This window comes from Bradyrhizobium sp. LVM 105, from assembly GCF_003957705.1.
Lineage (GTDB): Bacteria > Pseudomonadota > Alphaproteobacteria > Rhizobiales > Xanthobacteraceae > Bradyrhizobium > Bradyrhizobium frederickii.
This window is the reverse complement of record NZ_QZMV01000015.1, coordinates 172,781-192,001: the sequence shown is the minus strand read 5'-3', so window position 1 is coordinate 192,001 and position 19,221 is coordinate 172,781. Positions and strand designations below refer to the sequence as shown.

The following is a 19,221-nucleotide window of genomic DNA, read 5'->3' as shown; positions in this document are numbered from 1 at the left end:
CCCTAAAATTCGGAGCAATCGGAGCATTCGCAAGCGCGATCCCGCTTCGATCGAGCGGGAGTGACCTGTGAAGGCGCGCTACCCCAGCTGAAACACCGGCACCTTCTGCTCGTAGCCGCGCACCTCGACTTCGCCGAGCGCGACGGCATCGCTGCCGTCGGCTCCCAGCGCGTCGCGCACGGATGCGGAGATCAGGAGCTGCGAGCCGAAATCCTTGTTCAGAGCCTCAAGCCGCGAGGCGAAGTTCACGGTGTCGCCGATGACGGTGTATTCCTTCCGCCGGGGCGAGCCGATATTGCCGGCGACGACCTCGCCGAAATGGATGCCGATGCCGATCCGCAGCGGCCAGCTCGTCTCTGCGTTGATGCGGTCCATTGCCCGGAGCATCTCGCGACCGGCGGCGACCGCGCGGTGCGCGGCGTCGGATGCTTCCAGCGGCGCGCCGAACAGGGCGAGAAAGCCATCGCCCAGGAACTTGTTCACGATGCCGCCGTGGCGATCGAGGATATCCACCAGCACGGCGAAGGCGCCGTCGAGCCGGTCGACCACCTCCTGCGGCGTGCGCGACTGCGCGCCGGCCGTGAAGCCGCGGAAATCGACGAACATCACCGCGACGCGGCGGACGTCGCCGCTTGCGCGCGTTCCCGCCGTCATCAGCCGCTCCACCACCTGCGGCGAGACGTGCTGGCCGAACAGATTGGTGACCCGGTCGCGCGCGGTGGCGGCCGCGATGCTCGCGGCGAACTGCCGCCGCAGTTGCGCGCCGACGGCGCCAGCGAGCACGCCGCAGATCAGGATGATGGTGCTGCGGACCGCGTGAAAATAGAGCTGGGGTGCGCCGATGCTGCTCGAGGCGTCGTAGACCAGTGCGACCGCGAACAGCTCGGCAGCAGCGACGAAGCCGGTAAAGGTCGAGAGCCAGAAGTCGAGCCGCAGGGTCGAGAGGATGACGAAGATGAAATAGATCAGCGGCACGACGAAGCCGAGCGCCTGGGTTGCGCCCATGGTCCGGATTTGCAGGATCAGGATCACCGTCGGCACCGATGTCTCGATCAGCGCGCCGATATAGCGCCTGACCACGGGCAGGTCGCGATCGAGGCGGAGGTTCTTCCTGATCTGGGTGTGGACCCAGACCTCGAACAAAATGAACCCGACGAGCAGGCCGTAGACTTCGGCGAGCCCTTCGGTGCCGCGCCAGACCCGGTTCACCACGGCGGGGGCGATCAAATACATCGCGGTGAGGAACAGCGTCATGACGCAGCCGGTCGCGATCAGCGCCCGCACCCGGAGCAGCTCGGTGCGCAGCACCTCCCGCGTCAGCTCGCGCTCGAAGTCCTCCGACAAGACGGCATGCTGCCGCGCTTTCCTGCTCGCAAACTTGGCCATCATCCCCCCAAGGTCATTCCGGGGCGATGCGTCAGCATCGAACCCGGAATCTCGAGATTCCGGGCTCACGCTACGCGTGCCGCGGAATGACTCTCAATCGACACTTTGCCTCAATCCAGCGTACGGCGGAAGCGCGTCACGGCGATGGTCATGGCGAACAGCATCAAAGCCGCCAGCGCCAGCGTGTCGAAGTGCAAATTCTGCATGGTCGCCCCCTTCAGCATGATGGCGCGGACGATGCGCAGATAATGGGTCAGCGGCAGGCATTCGCCGACATATTGCGCCCAGGCCGGCATGCCAGCGAACGGAAACATGAAGCCGGACAGCAAGATGCTTGGCAGGAAGAACATCATGGACATCTGCATCGCCTGAAGCTGGTTCTGCACCAGTGTCGATATGGTGTAGCCGATCGACAGATTGGTGGTGATGAACAGGGTCGAGAGCAGCGCCAGCAGGACGAGGTTGCCGAGCACGGGCACGCCGAACAGGCCGACGCCGATGCTGATGATGAGGAAGGCCTGGACGAAGCCGACCAGCACGTAAGGGATGATCTTGCCGAGCATCACCTCGACCGGCTTGATCGGCATCGACAGCAGGCTCTCCATGGTGCCGCGCTCGACTTCGCGCGTGACCGACAGCGCGGTGAAGATCAGCATGGTCATAGTGAGGATGGTGCCGACGAGGCCTGGCACGATGTTGAGGCTGGAGGCCGCTGCCGGATTGTAACGCGCATGCGCGCGGATCTCGAACGGCATCTCCGGGGGATCGCCGATATAGAGATCGTGCTTGAGCGCGGTCTGCACGACCATGCCGAGCGAACCGATCGCCGCGCTCGCCGCGACCGGGTCCGTGGCGTCGGCGGCGACCAGCAGCGCCGGCTTGTCGCCGCGCCGCACCGCGCGCTCGAAGCCGCGCGGGATCTCGACACCGAACAGCACCTTGCCGGATTTCAGGAGATTGTCGAATTCTTCGACGTCGTGGACTTCGTAGAGGAAGCGGAAATAGGCGGTGTTCTCCAGAGCCTTCAGGATCGAGCGGGCAAGGTCGGAATCCTCCTGGAGCAGCACCGCGCTCGGGAGATGATGCGGCGTGGTATTGATGGCGTAACCGAACAGCATGAGCTGCATCACCGGCAGCATCACGATCATCGCGAACGAGACGCGGTCGCGCCCCAGCTGGATGAACTCCTTGATCAGCATTGCATAGGAGCGCCGCAGGAAACCGAAGCGCTCCCGGATGTCGTGCCGTGGCGCGGGATGTTCGACGGCGCTCATTGGAAATTGTCCTTGGAGCGCCCCATCAGCTCGATGAACACGTCTTCCAGCGAGGGCGACGATTTGTGCCAGTGCAGGCCGCTTCTTTCGCGCCACGGCCCGATGCTGGCTTCGAGCGCGGCGACGTCGCGCCCCGAAACGTGCAGCGAGGTGCCGAACGGTGCCACCATGTCGACCCCCGCCTTGCCGATGAGCTCGGCCGCAAGCGCGTTGAGGTCCTCGCCCGTCACGGTGTAGGTCGTCAGCGCGGATTTCGCGATCACCTCCTCCACCGTGCCGTGGGCCAGCAGATGGCCATAGGCGATGTAGGCGATCTCGTGGCAGCGCTCGGCCTCGTCCATGTAATGGGTCGAGACCAGCACGGTGAGGCCCTCGGCGGCGAGTGCATGGATCTCGTTCCAGAAATCGCGCCGCGCCTTGGGGTCTACGCCGGCGGTAGGCTCGTCGAGCAGCAACAATTGTGGATTGGGCAGCGTGCAGGCTCCGAGAGCCAACCGCTGTTTCCAGCCGCCGGAGAGCTCGCCCGCAAGCTGCCCCTCGCGCCCTGAGAGCCCGAGCCGCTTGACCATGTCGCGTGCGGCGCCGCGCGCGTCAGCCAGGCCGTAGAGCCGCGCGACGAATTCGAGGTTCTCGCGCACGGAGAGATCCTGGTACAGGCTGAAGCGCTGGGTCATGTAGCCGACCTGGCGCTTGATCTTCTCGGCATCGCGGCGGATATCGTAGCCGAGGCAGGTGCCCTCGCCGCTGTCGGGCGTGAGCAGCCCGCAGAGGATGCGGATGGTGGTGGTCTTGCCGGAGCCGTTCGGCCCGAGAAATCCGTAGATCGAGCCGCGCCTCACCTGCATCGACAGATCGTGCACGACCTCGCGGCCGCCGAACGATTTGCTCAGGCCCTTGACGTCGATCGCGATGCCGTTGCCGCCGTTCATCGCTTGTCCGCCACCGGAGTCTTGGGGTTGAGATAGACGTCGATCGGCTGGCCGACCCGTAGCGCGTCGGGGCGCGAGGGCCGCGCCTGGACCAGATAGACCAGCTTGCTGCGCTCATCGAGGCTGTAGATGACCGGCGGGGTGTATTCGGCCGAGGTCGCGATGAAATAGATCTTTGCGGTCAGATCGGCCGCGCAATTGTCGCAGGAGACGCGCACCGTATCGCCGATCGCAAGCTTCGGCAGCGCCGTCTCCGGCACGAAGAAGCGCAGCTTCATGTTGCCGGGCGGCATGATCGACAGGACCGGCCGCTGCGCCGCCACCATCTCCCCCTCGCGGAAATAAATCTGCTGGATGGTGCCGGCAACGGGCGCAAAGCCCTTGCGCCGCGCCATCCGCGTTTCCGACGTCGCCACCCGCGCTTCCGCGACACGCAACGCGGACACGGCGGAGTCGAGATTGGCCTGCGTGCCCGAGCCGGTCTTGCTCAGCGAGGCCGCGCGATCATAGGTCTGCTGCGCATTCGCCAGCGTCGCCTTGTTCTGGTTGAGATCGGCGCGCTGGAGATCGTCATCGACGGAATAGAGAGCATCGCCGACCTTGACCTCGTCGCCCTCGCGGACATTGAGCTTCGTCACCCGCCCCGCTTCGTCCGGACTGACGAAGATCATGTCGGCCTCGACCCAGCCCTGGAAGCCGGGATCGCGCTTCTCGTTGCAGCCGGCAAGCGAGGTCGCGAACACCAGAACCACGATCGAGCAAAGGCGCGGCAGATATTGCTGTCGATCCCTCACCCTGAGCAGCCGCGAAGCGGCGTCTCGAAGGGCGAGGAGCCGCAACCGGGCCTGCATCCTTCGAGACGCGCGTTCCGCGCTCCTCAGGATGTGGTGAGAAATGGTTCGCGACGACCTCATGTCGTCCTCCGTTCGCCAAAAATCAGATCGAGATGGACGCGCAGCATGTCCTGCGCGTCGAGCGGCGCATGCCGCGCAAACAGGCTCTGCCAGATCACCGCGATCATCGCCGGCGCGACCAGGATCTGCGGATAGTGTGCGAGGTCCTTCTGGCGAATCTCGCCGCGGGCGATGCCGAGCTCGATCAGACCGCGCATGGCGGCGATGCCGCGCGAGACGACCTCACGGTAGTAGAAGTCGGCGACGGCAGGAAAGCGCGGCCCCTCCGCCACAATCAGCCGCACCAGATCGCCGCGCCTGGTGCCGATGACCTCTTTGAGGAAGTTGCCGGCAAAGGCCTCGATGAGGTCGCGCACCGAGCCCGTCGGCGGCGGCAGCGCAGTCAGCCGCGCCACGACCGGCACGATCACGATGCGCACCAGCTCCTCGAACATCGATTCCTTGTCCTTGAAGTGCAGATAGATCGTGCCCTTGGCGACACCGGCACGCTTGGCGATGTCGTCGAGCCGCGTCGCGGCAAAGCCGCGGGCGATGAATTCCTCCATCGCCGCCTCGACGATGGCCGCGCGCCGCTCCAGCGCGCGCGCCGCGCGGTTCGACGCGGGCATCTCTCCGCGGGTCGCGGACGGATGGTCTCCACCCTCTGCAGACGGTTTGGCGAGCCTGGTCGATTTCTTTGGCATGGGTAATTTATGACTGACTAGTCAGTCATAGTCAAGTCCTACGATGCATTAGGGCGGGACTGACGAATTAGTGTTGACTAATGAATTAGTGTATACTAATTTAACGTCATGACCGAAGCTGCCCCAAACCCCGTCACCGCCGTGATGCGCGCCCTCGCCGACCCGACGCGGCGGGCCGTGTTCGAGCGCGTGTTCGAGAGCAAGGAGATCAGCGTCGCCGAGCTGACGCGCGGCAGCGGCGTGACCCAGGGCGCGGTCTCGCAGCACCTGAAGTCGCTGAAGCAGGCGGGCCTCGTCGCCGAGCGCGCCGAGGGCCGCAACGTCTATTACCGCGCCGCGCCGGAGGGGCTCGAGCCCCTGGTCACCTGGATGGACCATTACGGTGTGTTCTGGCGCGAGCGCTTCCAGAACCTGCGTGACCTGTTGAAGGAGATCGATCCGTGAGTGCAGTTGCTTCCAAAGTCCAAACCCAAGACATCGTCCTCGACGAGGTCTTCCCTCACGCCGTCGCGACGATCTGGAAGGCGCTGACCAGCGCTCAGTTGATTGCGCGCTGGCTGATGCCGCCGACCGGTTTCGAGGCTGTCGAGGGCAACACCTTCACCTTCAAGACCAATCCGGCCGGCGCCTGGGACGGCACGATCCATTGCCGCGTTCTGGAGGTCGTGCCGAACCAGCGCTTTGCCTATGCCTGGAAGGGCGGCGACGAGAGCAATACCGGTTACGGCTCGGCGCTCGACACGGTCGTCACCTGGTCGCTCACACCGGTCGAAGCAGGCACGCGCGTGCGTGTGGTGCATTCGGGCTTCGTGACGCCGAAGAACGATACCGCTTATCGCAACATGAGCGATGGCTGGGTCAAGGTGCTGCAGCGGCTCGATGCCATCTCCGGCGAAGACAAGTAAGGACGCATCACCATGGACAAGCCCTATACCGGCGGCTGCGCCTGCGGCGCGATCCGCTATTCGATTCTGGGTGAGCCCCTGTTCAGCAATCATTGTCAGTGCCGGGACTGTCAGCGGGAAAGCGGCAGCGGCCATGGCTCGTACGCGACGTTCGCGCGGGCCGGCGTCACGGTCGCTGGCGAGGCCAGGCATTGGGACATGGTCGCCGACAGCGGCAAGGTGAAGACGCGGGGTTTCTGCACGCAATGCGGCGTGGCCGTGTATATGACCTTCGCGGCGCAGCCCGACGTCTTCACGATCCGCGCCGCAAGCCTCGACGAGCCGGCCCGCTACAAGCCGCAAGCAATCACTTTCGCGGCGCGCGCCCATGACTGGGATCAGATCGACCCCAGCCTGCTAAAGTTCGCAGGCATGCCGCCCGGATGAGGCGCTAGCCGAAATCCAGCACCATGCGGCCGTCGATCTTGCCGGCCTTCATCCGCTCGAAGACATCGTTGATTTGCGCAAGCGGCACCTTGGTTACCTCGGCCTTCACCTTGCCTTCCACAGCGAAGGCGACGGCTTCGTCGAGGTCGCGCCGCGTGCCGACGATCGAGCCGCGCACCGTGATGCGCTTGAGCACGACGTCGAAGATCGGCGTCGGGAATTCGCCCGGCGGCAGGCCGACGAGACTGACGGTGCCCTTCCGGCGCACCATCTTCAGCGCCTGGCCGAACGCGGCGGTCGAGACCGCCGTCACCAGCACGCCGTGAGCCCCGCCGCCGGTTGCCGTCAGCACCTTGTCCACCGCGCCATCCGCGAGCGCACTGACCGCGAGATCGGCGCCGGTTTCGCGCGCCAACGCGAGCTTGTCCTCGGCGATGTCGACGGCAGCGACCTTGAGCCCCATCGCCTTGGCGTACCGGATCGCGACATGACCAAGCCCGCCGACGCCTGAGATCACCACCCACTCGCCGGGCCTGGCCTCCGTCTCCTTCAAGCCCTTGTAAGTGGTGACGCCGGCGCACAGGATCGGCGCGATGGCAGCGAAATCGACCGTCGCCGGCAGCTTTGCTGCGAAAGCTGCCGAGGCGATGACATATTCGGCGAAGCCGCCGTTGACGCTGTAGCCGGTGTTGTGCTGGTGCTCGCACAGGGTCTCCCAGCCGGTCTCGCAATATTCGCAAGCCATGCAGGCATCGTGCAGCCAGGCGACGCCCACGGCATCCCCCACCTTCAGATTCTTTACACCGGGCCCGAGCGCGGCGACGATGCCGGCCGCCTCGTGGCCGGGAATGAAGGGCGGAACCGGTTTCACGGGCCAGTCCCCGGAGGCCGCGTGCAGGTCGGTGTGGCAGACGCCGCAGGCCTTGACCTTGACCAGAACCTCGCCGGGACCGGGCTGCGGCACCGGCACGTCCTCGATCACCAATGGCTTGCCGAATTGCTTGACGATTGCGGCTTTCATGGTCGGCATCTGCTGCTCCTTTGCGCGTTGTGAAGCAGACTAGCGATGCCACACCCGCTCCCTTTGACGGGGGTCAAACAGCACAAAGTTTGCGCAAGGCCAGCCCCATCATGACACAACGATGACGCTGGGCGAAATGTCGACGTGTCAACTATGGAACTTGAGGCCGTCAAGGATCTTGTCGATCACCTTGCGCTCGGCGCGCATGGCGATGCCGACGAGATTGAGATCGTTGCGCGCCACTGCCCTCACCGCCTCGCGGTTGGCGGCATCATGCGTGGTGCTGAACATGTCCTCGGTATAGACCGCCGGCTTGACGTTGCGCGTGAGCGCACGGTCCAGCGCGCGCGACAACGCCGGACCGTCGGCGCCATAGATCAGGATCGGCTGACCGATCAGCGCATGATATTTCGTGCCTGAGGCGTCTTCGTAGGCTTCGCCGATGCATTCGGGAAAAGCGGCGGCGATGCCGCTGGTGAGGAAGGCGGCGACGTTGAGCTTCTGCCAGACCTGAAGATCGGTGCGGATCACGACTGCGATCTTGGTGTCGAACTGCATGCAATTCCTCGACTGTCATTCCGGGGCGCGCCACTTGGCGCGAGCTACGGTGCGCAATTGCGCACCTGAGAATCCATCGCGCTACTGAGCAAGTGGACGAATGGATTCCGGGTTCGATGCTACGCATCGCCCCGGAATGACAGCAAGAGAGGCGGATGGAATCAACCCTTGGCGTCGCAAGCCCAGGCGCGGATCACGCATTCCTTGCCGCCGTATTTGTAGCATTCGCGCGTGGCGGCGTTGAGCGAGGCCGATATCTTCGGCTTGACGGCATAGCCATAGGCGCCGCAGGGGTTGGCGAGATCGACCGACATGGCCGCGCAGGCGTGCTTCATCGTCACGGTGGTGCAATCGCCCTTGCACTGCTTCTGCGCGGCGGCGCGCGCTTCATGCTCGTGACCATAATCGAAGGCCTGGCCATACGCGCCGCATTTGCCGACCGCAAACGCACCGGCGGCACGGGCTTCACTGATATAGCGGGCGCCGGTGACGGCAACTGACAAGACAAAGCAAAACATCGCGCAACGGCGCGCGACGACGTTCGAAGCCATGGAAAATCCCCTCCCCCCAAGGCAGGTAGAGGCAAGTCTAAGCCCGGGTCGTTTCCACTTGGTGAACGGGTGGTTGAAAATGGCAGCCAGGAGCGATCGCCGGCGCCGTGGGGCGTGCAAAGGTGCCGTAGGGTGGGCAAAGCGAAGCGTGCCCACGAATTGTAGTCGCAATCGAGAGATGGTGGGCACGGCGCAAGCGCCTTTGCCCACCCTACGGCACTACGGCAGCGTCATCCGCCCCTTGCCGCTTCCAGCGCCTGCGGCGTGTCGATGTCGAGGAAGGCGCTCTCGCCATCAACGGGCACTTCGGCGACGGCCTCGGTATGCTTGGCGATCAGGTGGCGCGCGCCGACGTCGCCGTCGAGCGTCATCAGCTCCTTGAAGAAGCGGCGCGACCACAGCACGGGATTGCCGCGGCGGCCTTCGCTGACGGGCACGACGATGAGATTGCCGCGGTCGGGCGCAAAGCTGTCGATGAGACGGTCGATCAGGCCGGAATCGATCAGCGGCATGTCGCCGAGGCACACCACGGCGCCGCCGCAGGCCTCCGGCACGGCGGCGATGCCGGCCTTGACCGAGCTGGCGATACCGCCGGCGAAATCCGGATTGCGGACGAATTTCACCTTTAGGCCTTGCAGCGCCTGCTCGACCAGCTCGGCCTGATGCCCCGTGACGACGATCACCTCGGATGCTTTCGAGGCCAGCGCCTGCTCGGTCGCAAGGCGCACCAGCTTCTTGCCGTCGAGCTCGGCGAGCAGCTTGTTCGGTCCGCCCATCCGGGTCGAACGGCCCGCCGCGAGCACGATGGCCGCGACCTGGCTGTTGCCCTCGGTCTCGGGTTTTGCGCGCGGCTGCGGGCGCGTGACGATCTCCATCAACAGGCCGCCGACGCCCATGCCCATCAGCTCGGCGCGCGTCACCTCAATGCCGGCGAGGAGCCGCATCAACACCCAGTCGAACCCGTTCTCGACCGGCGAGCGCGCACAGCCCGGCGCGCCCAGCACCGGCACGCCGCCGGCGCGCGCAATCAGCAAGAGATTGCCGGGGTCGACCGGCATGCCGAAATGCTCGATCTCGCCGCCGATCGCGGTGACGGCCGCGGGGATCACGTCGCGGCGATCGGCGATCGCGGACGCCCCGAACACGATGACCAGCTCGGCCCCGAGGCCCAGCAATTCCTTGATCGCGGCCGACAGTTCGCCTTCATCGTGCTGGACACGCCGCTCGGCGATGATGGCGGCACCCGCGGGCGCGAGCCGCTCGGCGGTGACGCGCAGCGTCTTGTCGATCACCTTGGAGGACAGGCCCGGCAGCAGGGTCGAGACCACCCCGACACGCTGGATCACGTAAGGCGCGATCTTCAGCACGTCCTTGCCCGCCGCCTTCACCGCGGCATCGCGCAAGCTTCCCGCGACGCCGAACGGGATGATCTTGACGGTGCCGACCATCTCGCCCTCGACCACCGGCTTGTAGGCGGAGAGCGTCGCAAAGGTGATGGCCTCGTCGACATTGTTGATGCGATCGACCGCGGCGCGGTCGATCACCAGCACGCCCGGACGCGCGGCGAACAGGTTGGCGCGGCCGGTGAAGGCGCGCTCGACATGGATGCCCTCGCCGCCGACGGCGAGCGCGATGCTGGCGGCCGCGACATCCTCGGAGACGTCGCCCGCCTCCATGCGCACCACGACGATGTCCTTGATGCCGGCGCGCTCCAGCGCCTCGACCTCGGCGGGGCCGATCGTCGTGCCCTTCTTCAGCACCAGCGGCCCCTGCCGCAGGGTGTGAACGGTCACCCCGCCGATCGCATCCTGGGGACTGGCCGGGCCGAATTTCATGCCGCTTCTTCTTTTTCCTTGGGCGGCAGGCGGAGCACTGCCGTGATCTCCGCCATGATCGCGACCGCGATCTCGGACGGAGAGACCGCGCCGATTGCAAGCCCGATGGGCGCGTGGATCCGCGCGATGTCGTTTTCCTTCGCGCCCTGCGCCCGCAGCCGGTCGGCACGCTTGGCGTGCGTCTTCCGCGAGCCGAGCGCGCCGATATAGAAGCAGCCGCGCTCGAAGGCATGCAGCAATGCGGGATCGTCGATCTTGGGATCGTGCGTCACCGCGACGAAGGCGGTGTAGGCATCGACATTGAGCGGCGGCAGCGCGGTGTCCGGCCATTCGGCCACCAGCGGAATATCGGGGAAGCGCTCGGGGCTCGCAAAGGCGGTGCGCGGATCGACCACGGTGACGTCGTAACCGAGCGAGCGCGCCAGCGGCGCCAGCGCCTGGCTGATATGCACCGCGCCGACGATGACGAGCTTTGCGGTCGGCGCGTAGACGTTGAGGAACAGTTTCTTGCCGCCGGCCTCGACACTGGCGCTCTTGCCCATGCGAAGCTGCTTCTCCAGCTCGGAGCGCAGCGGATCCTTGGCAAAATCCTTCGCCTTCACCAGGCGCTGCTCGCCGCTCTCGGTGTCCGTCACCAGGATCGCCGGCCGGCGCGCGGCCCGCTCGGCATTGAGTTCGTGCAGGATCTCGAGCTTCACGGCTAGCCGACCTTCTCGACGAAGACGCGGATGGTTCCGCCGCAGGACAGCCCGACATTCCAGGCGGTCTCGTCGGCGACGCCAAACTCCAGCATCCTCGGTTTGCCGCTCTGGATCACATCCATGGCCTCGGTGACCACGGCGCCCTCGACGCAGCCGCCGGAGACCGAGCCCAAGAACGTGCCCTCGTCGTTGATGACGAGGCTCGAGCCCGCCGGGCGCGGCGCCGAGCCCCAGGTCTCGACGACCGTCGCCAGCGCGACGCCACGGCCGGCCTTCTGCCAGTCCTCCGCCGCCTTCAGGATATCCTCGTCGCGATCGAGCATGGGTGGCCTCTCAAGCTGCGGAGCGGATCAGGCTGCGGTGATGCGGCGGCAGCGGCCGGGAGAGCGTCGTGATCAGCTCCTGGATCGAACTCAAATTATGTACCGGGCGGAATTCGTCAACGTGCGGGAGCATCATTTTGATGCCCTGCGCCTTGGCCTCGAAGCCGCCGAACCGCAAGAGCGGGTTGAGCCAGATCAGCCGCCGGCAGGACCGGTGCAGCCGGTCCATCTCGAAGGCAAGCTTGGAATCGGCCTCCCGCTCCAGCCCGTCGGAGATCAACAGCACGATGGCGCCCTGGCTCAGCACGCGGCGCGCCCACAATTTGTTGAAGTTGTGCAGCGAGGCCGAGATCCGGGTGCCGCCGGCCCAGTCCTCGACCGAAGCCGAGCAGCTCGCCAGCGCCTCGTCGGGATCGCGCTGGCGCAGCGCACGGCTGACGTTGGTGAGACGGGTGCCGAACAGGAACACCGAGACGCGCTTGCGGGCATCGGTGATGGCGTGGAGGAAATGCAGGAACAGGCGGGTGTACTCGCTCATCGAGCCGGAAATATCGAGCAGCGCCACGATCGGTGCCGGCTTCTCGATCCGTCCCAGGCGGCGGACGTCGATGATGTCGCCGCCGGTGCGCAAGGATGCACGCAGCGTGCGGCGGAGGTCGAGGCGAAGCCCGCGCGGATTGGGCAGGTAGCGGCGCGTCAAGAGCTCGGCCTGCGGCAGGTGCATGCGATCGATGGCGCGCAGCGCCTCGGCAATCTCCGCCGCGCTCATTTGCGCAAAATCCTTCTTCTGAAGGATTTCCTTGTCCGAGACCGACAGGCGCAGATCCTGCTCCTGGTGCTGCTGCGTCTCCGTCATGCGCGGCTGCGACATCGCCTCCTGCACGCGGCGCGAGCCGGCCTTCGGCTTCTTCTTGGCCTCGTCCGGCAGCGGCACTGAATCCAGCATGTGCTTCCACTCCTCGGAGGCGCGGAAGAACAGGTTGAAGGCCTGGCTGAAGATCAGCGCGTGCTCATGGCGCTTGACGAAGATCGCCTCCAGCGTGGTGAAGACGTCGGCGCGGTTGCCGATCTCGATCACCTGCAGCGCGCTCATGGCATCGATGACGGCACCCGGCCCCACCGGCATGCCCGCGGCGCGCAGCGCGCGGGCGAAGCCGACGATATTGTCGGCGAATTGCTCGGTTTGCTCCGGGGCAAGGTGGTTGATGGCCATGGGTCCACACTCTCCGCCGTCATTCCGGGGCGCGCCCTCTTGGGCGCGAGCCCGGAATCCATTTACCCGCAATCCCTGCGGCCCGATGGATTCCGGGCTCGCGACTTCGTCGCGCCCCGGAATGACGAGCTCAATTTGACGCGGGGCTAGTTCTCGCTCGTCGCTTCCTTCAGCACCTTCTGCAAGGCGTCGCCCTGCATCCGGGTGATGTCGTCCTGATATTTGAGCAGCGCGCCCAGCGTATCGCCGACCACTTGCGGGGTCAGCGAGCGGGCGTCGAGCTCGGACAAAGCGGTGGCCCAGTCGATGGTCTCGGCAACGCCCGGCGACTTGTAGAAGTCCTGGTTGCGCAGCGCCTGCACGAAGCGCACGACCTGCTGCGACAGCTTTGCGGAGATGCCGGGCACGCGCGACTTGACGATCGCGAGCTCCCGCTCGGCGGCGGGATAATCCACCCAGTGATAGAGGCAGCGCCGCTTCAGCGCGTCGTGAATCTCGCGGGTACGGTTGGAGGTGATGATGACGATCGGCGGGTGTGGCGCCTTCACGGTGCCGAATTCCGGGATCGTTACCTGGAAGTCGCTGAGAATTTCGAGCAGGTAAGCCTCGAATGCCTCGTCGGCCCGGTCGAGCTCGTCGATCAGCAGCACAGGCGGGCCGGCGACGTCCGGCTCCAGCGCCTGGAGCAGCGGCCGCTTGATCATGTAGCGGTCGGCGAAGATGTCGCTCGAGAGCTGGTCGCGATCGGTGTCGCCGGCGGCTTCCGCCATCCGGATCGCGATCATCTGCGCCGCGCTGTTCCACTCGTAGACCGCCGAGGAGACGTCGAGGCCTTCATAGCATTGCAGGCGGATCAGCTTCCGCCCCAGCGCCGCCGCAAGCACCTTGGCTATTTCGGTCTTGCCGACGCCGGCTTCGCCTTCCAGGAACAGCGGCCGGCCCATGCGCAGCGAAAGGTACGTCACCGTCGCCAGCGATCGCTCGGCGAGATAGCCGCGCGAGGTCAGGAGTTCGAGCATCGCATCGACCGATGCCGGCATGGCACTGGAAGTATTGGCCACTGAAGTCATGAAACGCCAGTCTCGGTTGCGCCCTCAGAGGGCAGGCATCGGGCCCGTCGGTGTCCCGCTTATTCCTTGGCGTTGGCCGCATCGACGGCGCGCCGTGTCAGCACGCCGATGAGGTGCGCGCGGTATTCGGCGCTGCCGTGGATGTCGCTGTTGAGGCCTTCCGCCGGCACGTTGATGCCATCGAGCACCTTGGACGAGAAGCGCTTCTTGAGGGCTTCCTCGAACGCCTCGACGCGGAACACGCCTTCGGAGCCGGCGCCGGTCACGGCGACCCGCACGTCCGACGGACGCCGCGCCACGAACACGCCGACCAGCGCATAACGCGAGGCCTGGTTGCGGAACTTGATGTAGGCCGCCTTCTTCGGCAGCGGGAACAGCACCTTGGTGATGATCTCGTCGGCTTCGAGCGCGGTCGTGAACAGGCCCTGGAAATATTCTTCGGCCTTGAGGCGGCGTTTGTTGGTGACGATGGTCGCGCCCAGCGCGAGCACCGCGGCCGGATAGTCCGCGGTCGGATCGTTGTTGGCGAGCGAGCCGCCGATCGTGCCCTTGTGGCGCACCGCCGGATCGCCGATCTGGCTGGCGAGATTGGCCAGCGCCGGGATCGCCTCACCGACGATCGCGGAGGCCGCGACCTCGGCGTGCTTGGCGGTGGCGCCGATCACCAGCGAGCGGCCCTTCATCTCGATCGTGTTGAGCCCCTCGATATGGGAGAGGTCGACCAGATGCGGGGGGCTCGCCAGGCGCTGCTTCATGACGGGAATCAGCGTGTGGCCGCCGGCGATCACCTTGGCGTCCTCGTTCTTCACCAGGAGGTTGGCGGCCTGCCGAACGGTCCCGGGGCGATGATATTTGAATTCGTACATCTGAATGTCCTGATCGCGGGATGCGCGTTACGCGAGGTCGGATTTCGCCATCGCCTTGGCGCCGGCGGAGATCGAGGCGACGATGTTCTGGTAGCCGGTGCAGCGGCAGAGATTGCCTTCCAGTTCTTCCCGGATCGTATGGTCGTCGAGCTCGTGGCCCTTGCGATGCACGATGTCGATCGCGGTCATGATCATGCCCGGCGTGCAGAAGCCGCACTGGAGGCCATGGTGCTCGCGGAAGGCTTCCTGCATCGGATGCAGCGGCGCGCCGTCGGCGGCCAGCCCCTCGATCGTCTTGACCTCGTGGCCGTCGGCCATCACCGCAAGCGTGGTGCAGGACTTCACGGCCTTGCCGTCGAGATGCACGACACAGGCGCCGCACTGCGAGGTGTCGCAGCCGACATGGGTGCCGGTCAGGCGCAGATTCTCGCGCAGGAACTGCACCAGCAGGGTGCGGGGATCGACGTTGGCCGTGACAGGATTGCCGTTCACGATGAGGGAGATTTTTGCCATAAGCACTCTCTATCAGCGCCCCGACGGGTCCCATCGAAGCGGTTCTTATAATTATTCCAACCCATCATATGGGCCATTATGCCCCGGGGCAACATCGCCCCGGACGCAAGGCGCCATGCCGAAGGCGATGACCTTCAGCTCTGTACGGCCTTGGCGAAGTTCGCGAAAAACTCGTCGGCGAGCTTCTTGGCGGCGCCGTTGATGAGGCGCTGGCCGAGCTGCGCCAACTTGCCGCCGATCTGCGCCTCGACGTCGTAGGAAAGCAGCGTGCCGCCGTCCTTCTCCGCCAGCTTGACCGCCGCGCCGCCCTTGGCGAAGCCGGCAACCCCGCCCTCGCCCTCACCGGAGATCTTGTAGCCGTTCGGCGGGTCGAGATCAGACAGCGTGACCTTGCCCTTGAAGCGCGCCGACACCGGCCCGACCTTCATTTTCGCCGTTGCGCGAAAGCCGCCGTCGTCGGTCTTCTCGAGCTCTTCGCAGCCGGGGATGCAGGCCTTCAGCACCTCGGGATCGTTGAGCTTGGCCCACACGGCCTCGCGCGGCGCCGCAAGCTGGACTTCGCCGTTCATCGTCATGGCCATGAGGGTGCCTCCCGGATCGCGCAACTATAGTGCTGATCAAGTAACGCAGGGACGCGACAAAGGAAAGGGCGGCGACCGGTCACGTGCAATGCACATTCGCAACTGCAAAATGGCGTGTGCGGGCGGTTGGGGATTGGCATGGCCGGGCCATGATGATTAGGTCGCGCGCAACATGAGTACGTCCCTCTCCCCCCTGCTCGCACCGATGCTGTCGAGCGCCGCCATGCGCGCGGTCTGCGACGACCGGTCGACCTTGCAGAACATGCTTGATTTCGAGGCAGCCCTGGCACGCGCCGAGGCCGCCACGAATGTGATTCCGACATCCGCCGTGGGACCGATCGAGGCCGCCTGCAAGGCCGATTCCTTTGACATGGCCGCGCTGGCAGAGGCCGCCACACGATCGGGCAATCTTGCGATTCCCCTGGTCAAGACCCTGACCGCCAATGTCGGCAAGGCCGACAAAGAGGCCGCGCGCTACGTGCATTGGGGCGCCACCAGCCAGGATGTCATCGACACCGCGACCATGCTCACGCTTCGCGCCGGCATCGATGCGCTGGACGCCGACCTTGGCCGCGCCATCAAGGGCTTTGCCGCACTGGCGCGCAGCCATCGCAACACTGCGATGGTGGCACGGACCTGGCTCCAGCACGCACTGCCGATGCCGTTCGGCCTCAAGGCCGCCGGATATGCCTCAAGCCTCGCCCGCGCCCGTTGCCGGCTGCGGCGGCTCCGCCGCGAGGGCCTCGCGTTGCAATTCGGCGGCGCCGCCGGCACGCTCGCGGCCCTCGGCGACAACGGCCTGGCCGTGGCGGAACGCCTCGCGCGGGAGCTCGACCTGGCGCTGCCGGAAGCGCCCTGGCACACCCATCGCGACCGGATCGCGGAGGCCGCTTCCTGTTTCGCCATTCTGGCTGGAAGTTGCGGCAAGATCGCGCGCGATGTCTCGCTGATGATGCAGACCGACGTCGCCGAAGCGTTCGAACCGGCCGGCGAAGGCCGCGGCGGCTCCTCGACCATGCCGCACAAGCGCAACCCGGTCGCCGCCGCGAGCGCCCTGGGCGCCGCCACGATGGCCCCGCAGCTCGCCGCGACGATCTTCGCGGCGCAAGTGCAGGACCACGAGCGCAGCGCCGGTCCCTGGCATGCGGAATGGCCGACGCTGCCGCAATTGATGCTGGTCACTTCGGGCGCGCTTTCCGCCATCGTCGACATCGCGGAAGGCCTCGACGTCGACGCCGCGCGCATGCGCAGCAATCTCGACGCGACGCATGGGCTGATCATGGCGGAGGCGGTCACGTTCGCGCTGGCGGAGAAGATCGGCAAGAGCGATGCGCACCACCTCGTCGAGGCCGCCAGCAAGCGCGCGGTCGCCGAGAAGAAGCATCTGCGCGAGGTGCTGTTGGCCGATTCGCAGGTCAATGCGCAGCTTTCGCCGGAAAAAATTGCGGCATTGTTCGAGCCGATGGCCTATCAAGGGGCTTCCCAGGCCCTGATCGACCGGCTGCTCGACAGCCTCGACCGCGAATAAGAACCGCAGATACGACGGAGACGCCGCATGCCCATGATCGATGCCGACGGATGCCTGCTCAACGTCTCCGTCGAGGGCCGCGACGGCGGGCCGACCTTGATGCTGTCCAACTCGCTCGGCTGCACGCTTCAGATGTGGGAGCCGCAGATGAAGGCGCTGACGCAGCTGTTCCGCGTCATCCGTTACGACCGTCGCGGCCACGGCAAGTCGAACGTGCCGCCCGGCCCCTATACGATGGAGCGCTTCGGCCGCGACGTGCTGGCGATCCTCGACGACCTCAACATCGAGAAGGTGCATTGGTGCGGCCTGTCGATGGGCGGCATGGTCGGGCAATGGCTTGGCGCCAACGCGCCCGAGCGTTTCGGCAAGCTCATCCTCGCCAACACTTCCTGCTATTATGCCGAGCCGACCAGATGGCTGGAGCGCATCGACGCCGTGAAGAAGGGCGGCATCGCCGCGGTCGCCGATGCCGTGATCGCAGGCTGGCTGACGCAGGATTTTCGCGAGCGCGAGCCTGACATCACCGCGCGGATGAAGTCGATGCTGCTCGCCTCGCCTGTCGAAGGCTACCTTGCCTGCTGCGAGGCGCTGTCGACGCTGGACCAGCGCGAGCTGCTTGCCAAGATCAAGAGTCCGACGCTGGTGATCGCCGGCCGCCACGACATGGCGACGCCGATCTCGGCGGGCGAATTGATCCGCTCGAAGATTCCCGGCGCCAGCATGACCATCATCGACGCCGCGCACATTTCCAACGTCGAGCAGCCGCACGCGTTTACCGACGCGGTGGTGGGATTCTTGACGCAGCGCTAGCAGCAGAACGCCGTCATTGCGAGCGTAGCGAAGCAATCCAGAGATCTCTCCGCGCAGACATTCTGGATTGCTTCGTCGCTACGCTCCTCGCAATGACGGAGAGGAGGATAGAATGGACGACCAGAAACGCCGCGATGCCGGCATGAATGTGCGCCGCAAGGTGCTGGGCAATGCCTGGGTCGACAAGTCGATCGCGAACCGCAACACCTTCAACACCGATTTCCAGGACATGATCACGCGCTATGCCTGGGGCGAGATCTGGACGCGGCCGCATTTCGACGAGCGAACGCGGCGGGTGCTCGTCATCGGCACCATGGTCGCGCTCGCGCAATGGGACGAATTCCGCCTGCACGTGCGGGCGGCGCTTGCCGAAGGCGGCTTCACGCCCGACGACATCAAGGAAATCCTGCTGCAGCAGGCGATCTATTGCGGCGTGCCGGCCGCAAACCACGCCGTCAAGGAAGCCTCAGCGATTGTGCAGGAGCTCGGCCTGCTCAAGCCCTAGGGGTGCTGCGGTCTCGACGGTCTTCTGAACAGTCCTGGGCGCGGCATCGGGCCGTTCGATCACCACCACGATGGCGGCGCCGAGCAGGAGCAGCAGCTCGGTGGCGTGCAGCCGGAGCGCCGCCATCTCGCCGACCTTCGAAGCCATGATCATGCTGGCAAACGAGATCAGGCTGCCGATCGCCAGGGCAATGCCGAGCGCCTCGTCGCTGCCGCCGTTCCTGCGGATGCGAGGAATGCAGAGCAGCACGAGATAGATCGCAAAGAACGCCACGACCGTCAGCCGGCCCAGCGCCAGCAGCCAGGCGGCGCGCACCGTGTCCATGCCGGCCATCTGGAGATGGTCGCTGAGGTACAGCGCAACCGCGACGCTCGGCCGCTCGTAGAGGCCGTGCACCGGTGCGACAATGATATTGAAGGCGACCAGGGCCCAGGCCGGGATGAAATAGGCCGCGAGCAGCGCGCCGTTGACCGAGCCGATCCGCCAATTCCTGAACATGCAGCTTCCCGCTTCGCCTGCCTTCGCCTTCGATCGAAGGCTTTGCGGGGAGCTAACTCGCATCGGACCGTGGCGGCAATTTAAACCCTTTGTTTACCTTAACTGGCCTCGCAGAGGTCGTCATTGCGGGG

The 19,221-nt window shown here is 65.7% G+C and carries 23 protein-coding genes; 6 read left to right on the top strand and 17 right to left on the bottom strand.

Going from position 1 to position 19,221, the window contains the following annotated elements; translation table 11 throughout:
- Positions 1–78: 78 nt before the first annotated feature.
- The 5 genes from D6B98_RS31605 to D6B98_RS31585 form a co-directional block, all read right to left on the bottom strand.
- Positions 79–1,386: an adenylate/guanylate cyclase domain-containing protein gene (locus D6B98_RS31605; protein ID WP_126260925.1), complete on the bottom strand. Its 1,308-nt coding sequence runs from the start codon at positions 1,384–1,386 to the stop codon at positions 79–81.
- A gap of 110 nt (positions 1,387–1,496) precedes the next feature.
- Positions 1,497–2,660 (bottom strand): ABC transporter permease, encoded by a 1,164-nt coding sequence (locus D6B98_RS31600; protein WP_126260924.1) that lies wholly within the window; start codon positions 2,658–2,660, stop codon positions 1,497–1,499.
- Positions 2,657–3,589 carry an ABC transporter ATP-binding protein gene (locus D6B98_RS31595; RefSeq protein WP_126260923.1) on the bottom strand — a complete coding sequence of 311 codons (933 nt, stop codon included), beginning with the start codon at positions 3,587–3,589 and terminating at the stop codon, positions 2,657–2,659. Before D6B98_RS31595 ends, D6B98_RS31600 begins: the two co-directional genes overlap by 4 nt.
- Complete coding sequence (locus D6B98_RS31590) at positions 3,586–4,503, bottom strand: HlyD family secretion protein (RefSeq protein ID WP_245481503.1); 918 nt, start codon at positions 4,501–4,503, stop codon at positions 3,586–3,588. The genes D6B98_RS31595 and D6B98_RS31590 overlap by 4 nt, the downstream gene beginning before the upstream one ends.
- Entirely contained in the window at positions 4,500–5,186 is a 687-nt protein-coding gene (locus D6B98_RS31585) for a TetR/AcrR family transcriptional regulator (RefSeq protein WP_126260922.1), read from the bottom strand. The genes D6B98_RS31590 and D6B98_RS31585 overlap by 4 nt, the downstream gene beginning before the upstream one ends.
- A gap of 108 nt (positions 5,187–5,294) precedes the next feature.
- Between D6B98_RS31585 and D6B98_RS31580 the strand changes: the two genes are divergently transcribed.
- The 3 genes from D6B98_RS31580 to D6B98_RS31570 are packed head-to-tail and all read left to right on the top strand — an operon-like array spanning position 5,295 to position 6,517.
- Entirely contained in the window at positions 5,295–5,630 is a 336-nt protein-coding gene (locus D6B98_RS31580; protein WP_126260921.1) for an ArsR/SmtB family transcription factor, read from the top strand.
- On the top strand, positions 5,627–6,091 hold the full coding sequence (locus D6B98_RS31575; RefSeq protein ID WP_126260920.1) for an SRPBCC family protein: 465 nt from the start codon (positions 5,627–5,629) through the stop codon (positions 6,089–6,091). Before D6B98_RS31580 ends, D6B98_RS31575 begins: the two co-directional genes overlap by 4 nt.
- A gap of 12 nt (positions 6,092–6,103) precedes the next feature.
- Positions 6,104–6,517 (top strand): GFA family protein, encoded by a 414-nt coding sequence (locus tag D6B98_RS31570; protein WP_126260919.1) that lies wholly within the window; start codon positions 6,104–6,106, stop codon positions 6,515–6,517.
- Positions 6,518–6,521: 4 nt separating this feature from the next.
- Here the strand turns inward: D6B98_RS31570 and adhP are convergent, their stop codons facing one another.
- The 11 genes from adhP to D6B98_RS31515 all read right to left on the bottom strand — a co-directional run bounded on the left by adhP (position 6,522) and on the right by D6B98_RS31515 (position 15,749).
- On the bottom strand, positions 6,522–7,547 hold the full coding sequence (gene adhP, locus D6B98_RS31565; RefSeq protein WP_126260918.1) for an alcohol dehydrogenase AdhP: 1,026 nt from the start codon (positions 7,545–7,547) through the stop codon (positions 6,522–6,524).
- 138 nt (positions 7,548–7,685) lie between these two features.
- Positions 7,686–8,096, bottom strand: a complete 411-nt coding sequence (locus D6B98_RS31560; protein ID WP_126260917.1) for a DUF2000 family protein — start codon at positions 8,094–8,096, stop codon at positions 7,686–7,688.
- A gap of 161 nt (positions 8,097–8,257) precedes the next feature.
- Positions 8,258–8,647, bottom strand: a complete 390-nt coding sequence (locus tag D6B98_RS31555) for a DUF4189 domain-containing protein (protein ID WP_126260916.1) — start codon at positions 8,645–8,647, stop codon at positions 8,258–8,260.
- Between the two features lie 230 nt (positions 8,648–8,877).
- Positions 8,878–10,482 (bottom strand): NTP transferase domain-containing protein, encoded by a 1,605-nt coding sequence (locus D6B98_RS31550; protein WP_126260915.1) that lies wholly within the window; start codon positions 10,480–10,482, stop codon positions 8,878–8,880.
- Complete coding sequence (locus D6B98_RS31545) at positions 10,479–11,180, bottom strand: XdhC family protein (RefSeq protein WP_126260914.1); 702 nt, start codon at positions 11,178–11,180, stop codon at positions 10,479–10,481. Before D6B98_RS31545 ends, D6B98_RS31550 begins: the two co-directional genes overlap by 4 nt.
- 2 nt (positions 11,181–11,182) lie before the next feature.
- Positions 11,183–11,506 carry an XdhC family protein gene (locus D6B98_RS31540; protein ID WP_007602422.1) on the bottom strand — a complete coding sequence of 108 codons (324 nt, stop codon included), beginning with the start codon at positions 11,504–11,506 and terminating at the stop codon, positions 11,183–11,185.
- 10 nt (positions 11,507–11,516) lie between these two features.
- Positions 11,517–12,719 carry a vWA domain-containing protein gene (locus D6B98_RS31535; RefSeq protein ID WP_126260913.1) on the bottom strand — a complete coding sequence of 401 codons (1,203 nt, stop codon included), beginning with the start codon at positions 12,717–12,719 and terminating at the stop codon, positions 11,517–11,519.
- 146 nt (positions 12,720–12,865) lie between these two features.
- Positions 12,866–13,789 carry an AAA family ATPase gene (locus D6B98_RS31530; RefSeq protein WP_126260912.1) on the bottom strand — a complete coding sequence of 308 codons (924 nt, stop codon included), beginning with the start codon at positions 13,787–13,789 and terminating at the stop codon, positions 12,866–12,868.
- 59 nt (positions 13,790–13,848) lie between these two features.
- On the bottom strand, positions 13,849–14,655 hold the full coding sequence (locus tag D6B98_RS31525; RefSeq protein WP_126260911.1) for an FAD binding domain-containing protein: 807 nt from the start codon (positions 14,653–14,655) through the stop codon (positions 13,849–13,851).
- 27 nt (positions 14,656–14,682) lie between these two features.
- Positions 14,683–15,168 (bottom strand): (2Fe-2S)-binding protein, encoded by a 486-nt coding sequence (locus D6B98_RS31520; protein WP_014494194.1) that lies wholly within the window; start codon positions 15,166–15,168, stop codon positions 14,683–14,685.
- A gap of 134 nt (positions 15,169–15,302) precedes the next feature.
- On the bottom strand, positions 15,303–15,749 hold the full coding sequence (locus D6B98_RS31515; protein ID WP_126260910.1) for an SRPBCC family protein: 447 nt from the start codon (positions 15,747–15,749) through the stop codon (positions 15,303–15,305).
- A gap of 172 nt (positions 15,750–15,921) precedes the next feature.
- On the opposite strand from D6B98_RS31515, the gene D6B98_RS31510 reads away from it, so the two are divergent.
- From D6B98_RS31510 to D6B98_RS31500, 3 genes are all read left to right on the top strand, one after another.
- On the top strand, positions 15,922–17,277 hold the full coding sequence (locus D6B98_RS31510) for a 3-carboxy-cis,cis-muconate cycloisomerase (RefSeq protein WP_126260909.1): 1,356 nt from the start codon (positions 15,922–15,924) through the stop codon (positions 17,275–17,277).
- A gap of 27 nt (positions 17,278–17,304) precedes the next feature.
- Complete coding sequence (gene pcaD, locus D6B98_RS31505; protein ID WP_126260908.1) at positions 17,305–18,087, top strand: 3-oxoadipate enol-lactonase; 783 nt, start codon at positions 17,305–17,307, stop codon at positions 18,085–18,087.
- Positions 18,088–18,199: 112 nt separating this feature from the next.
- Positions 18,200–18,592, top strand: coding sequence for a carboxymuconolactone decarboxylase family protein (locus D6B98_RS31500; protein ID WP_126260907.1), 393 nt, complete (start codon positions 18,200–18,202; stop codon positions 18,590–18,592).
- Here the strand turns inward: D6B98_RS31500 and D6B98_RS31495 are convergent.
- The gene (locus D6B98_RS31495) at positions 18,554–19,090 is read right to left on the bottom strand and encodes a hypothetical protein (RefSeq protein WP_126260906.1); all 537 of its coding nucleotides are present in this window, start codon (positions 19,088–19,090) and stop codon (positions 18,554–18,556) included. The genes D6B98_RS31500 and D6B98_RS31495 overlap by 39 nt on opposite strands.
- Between the last annotated feature and the right edge of the window lie 131 nt (positions 19,091–19,221).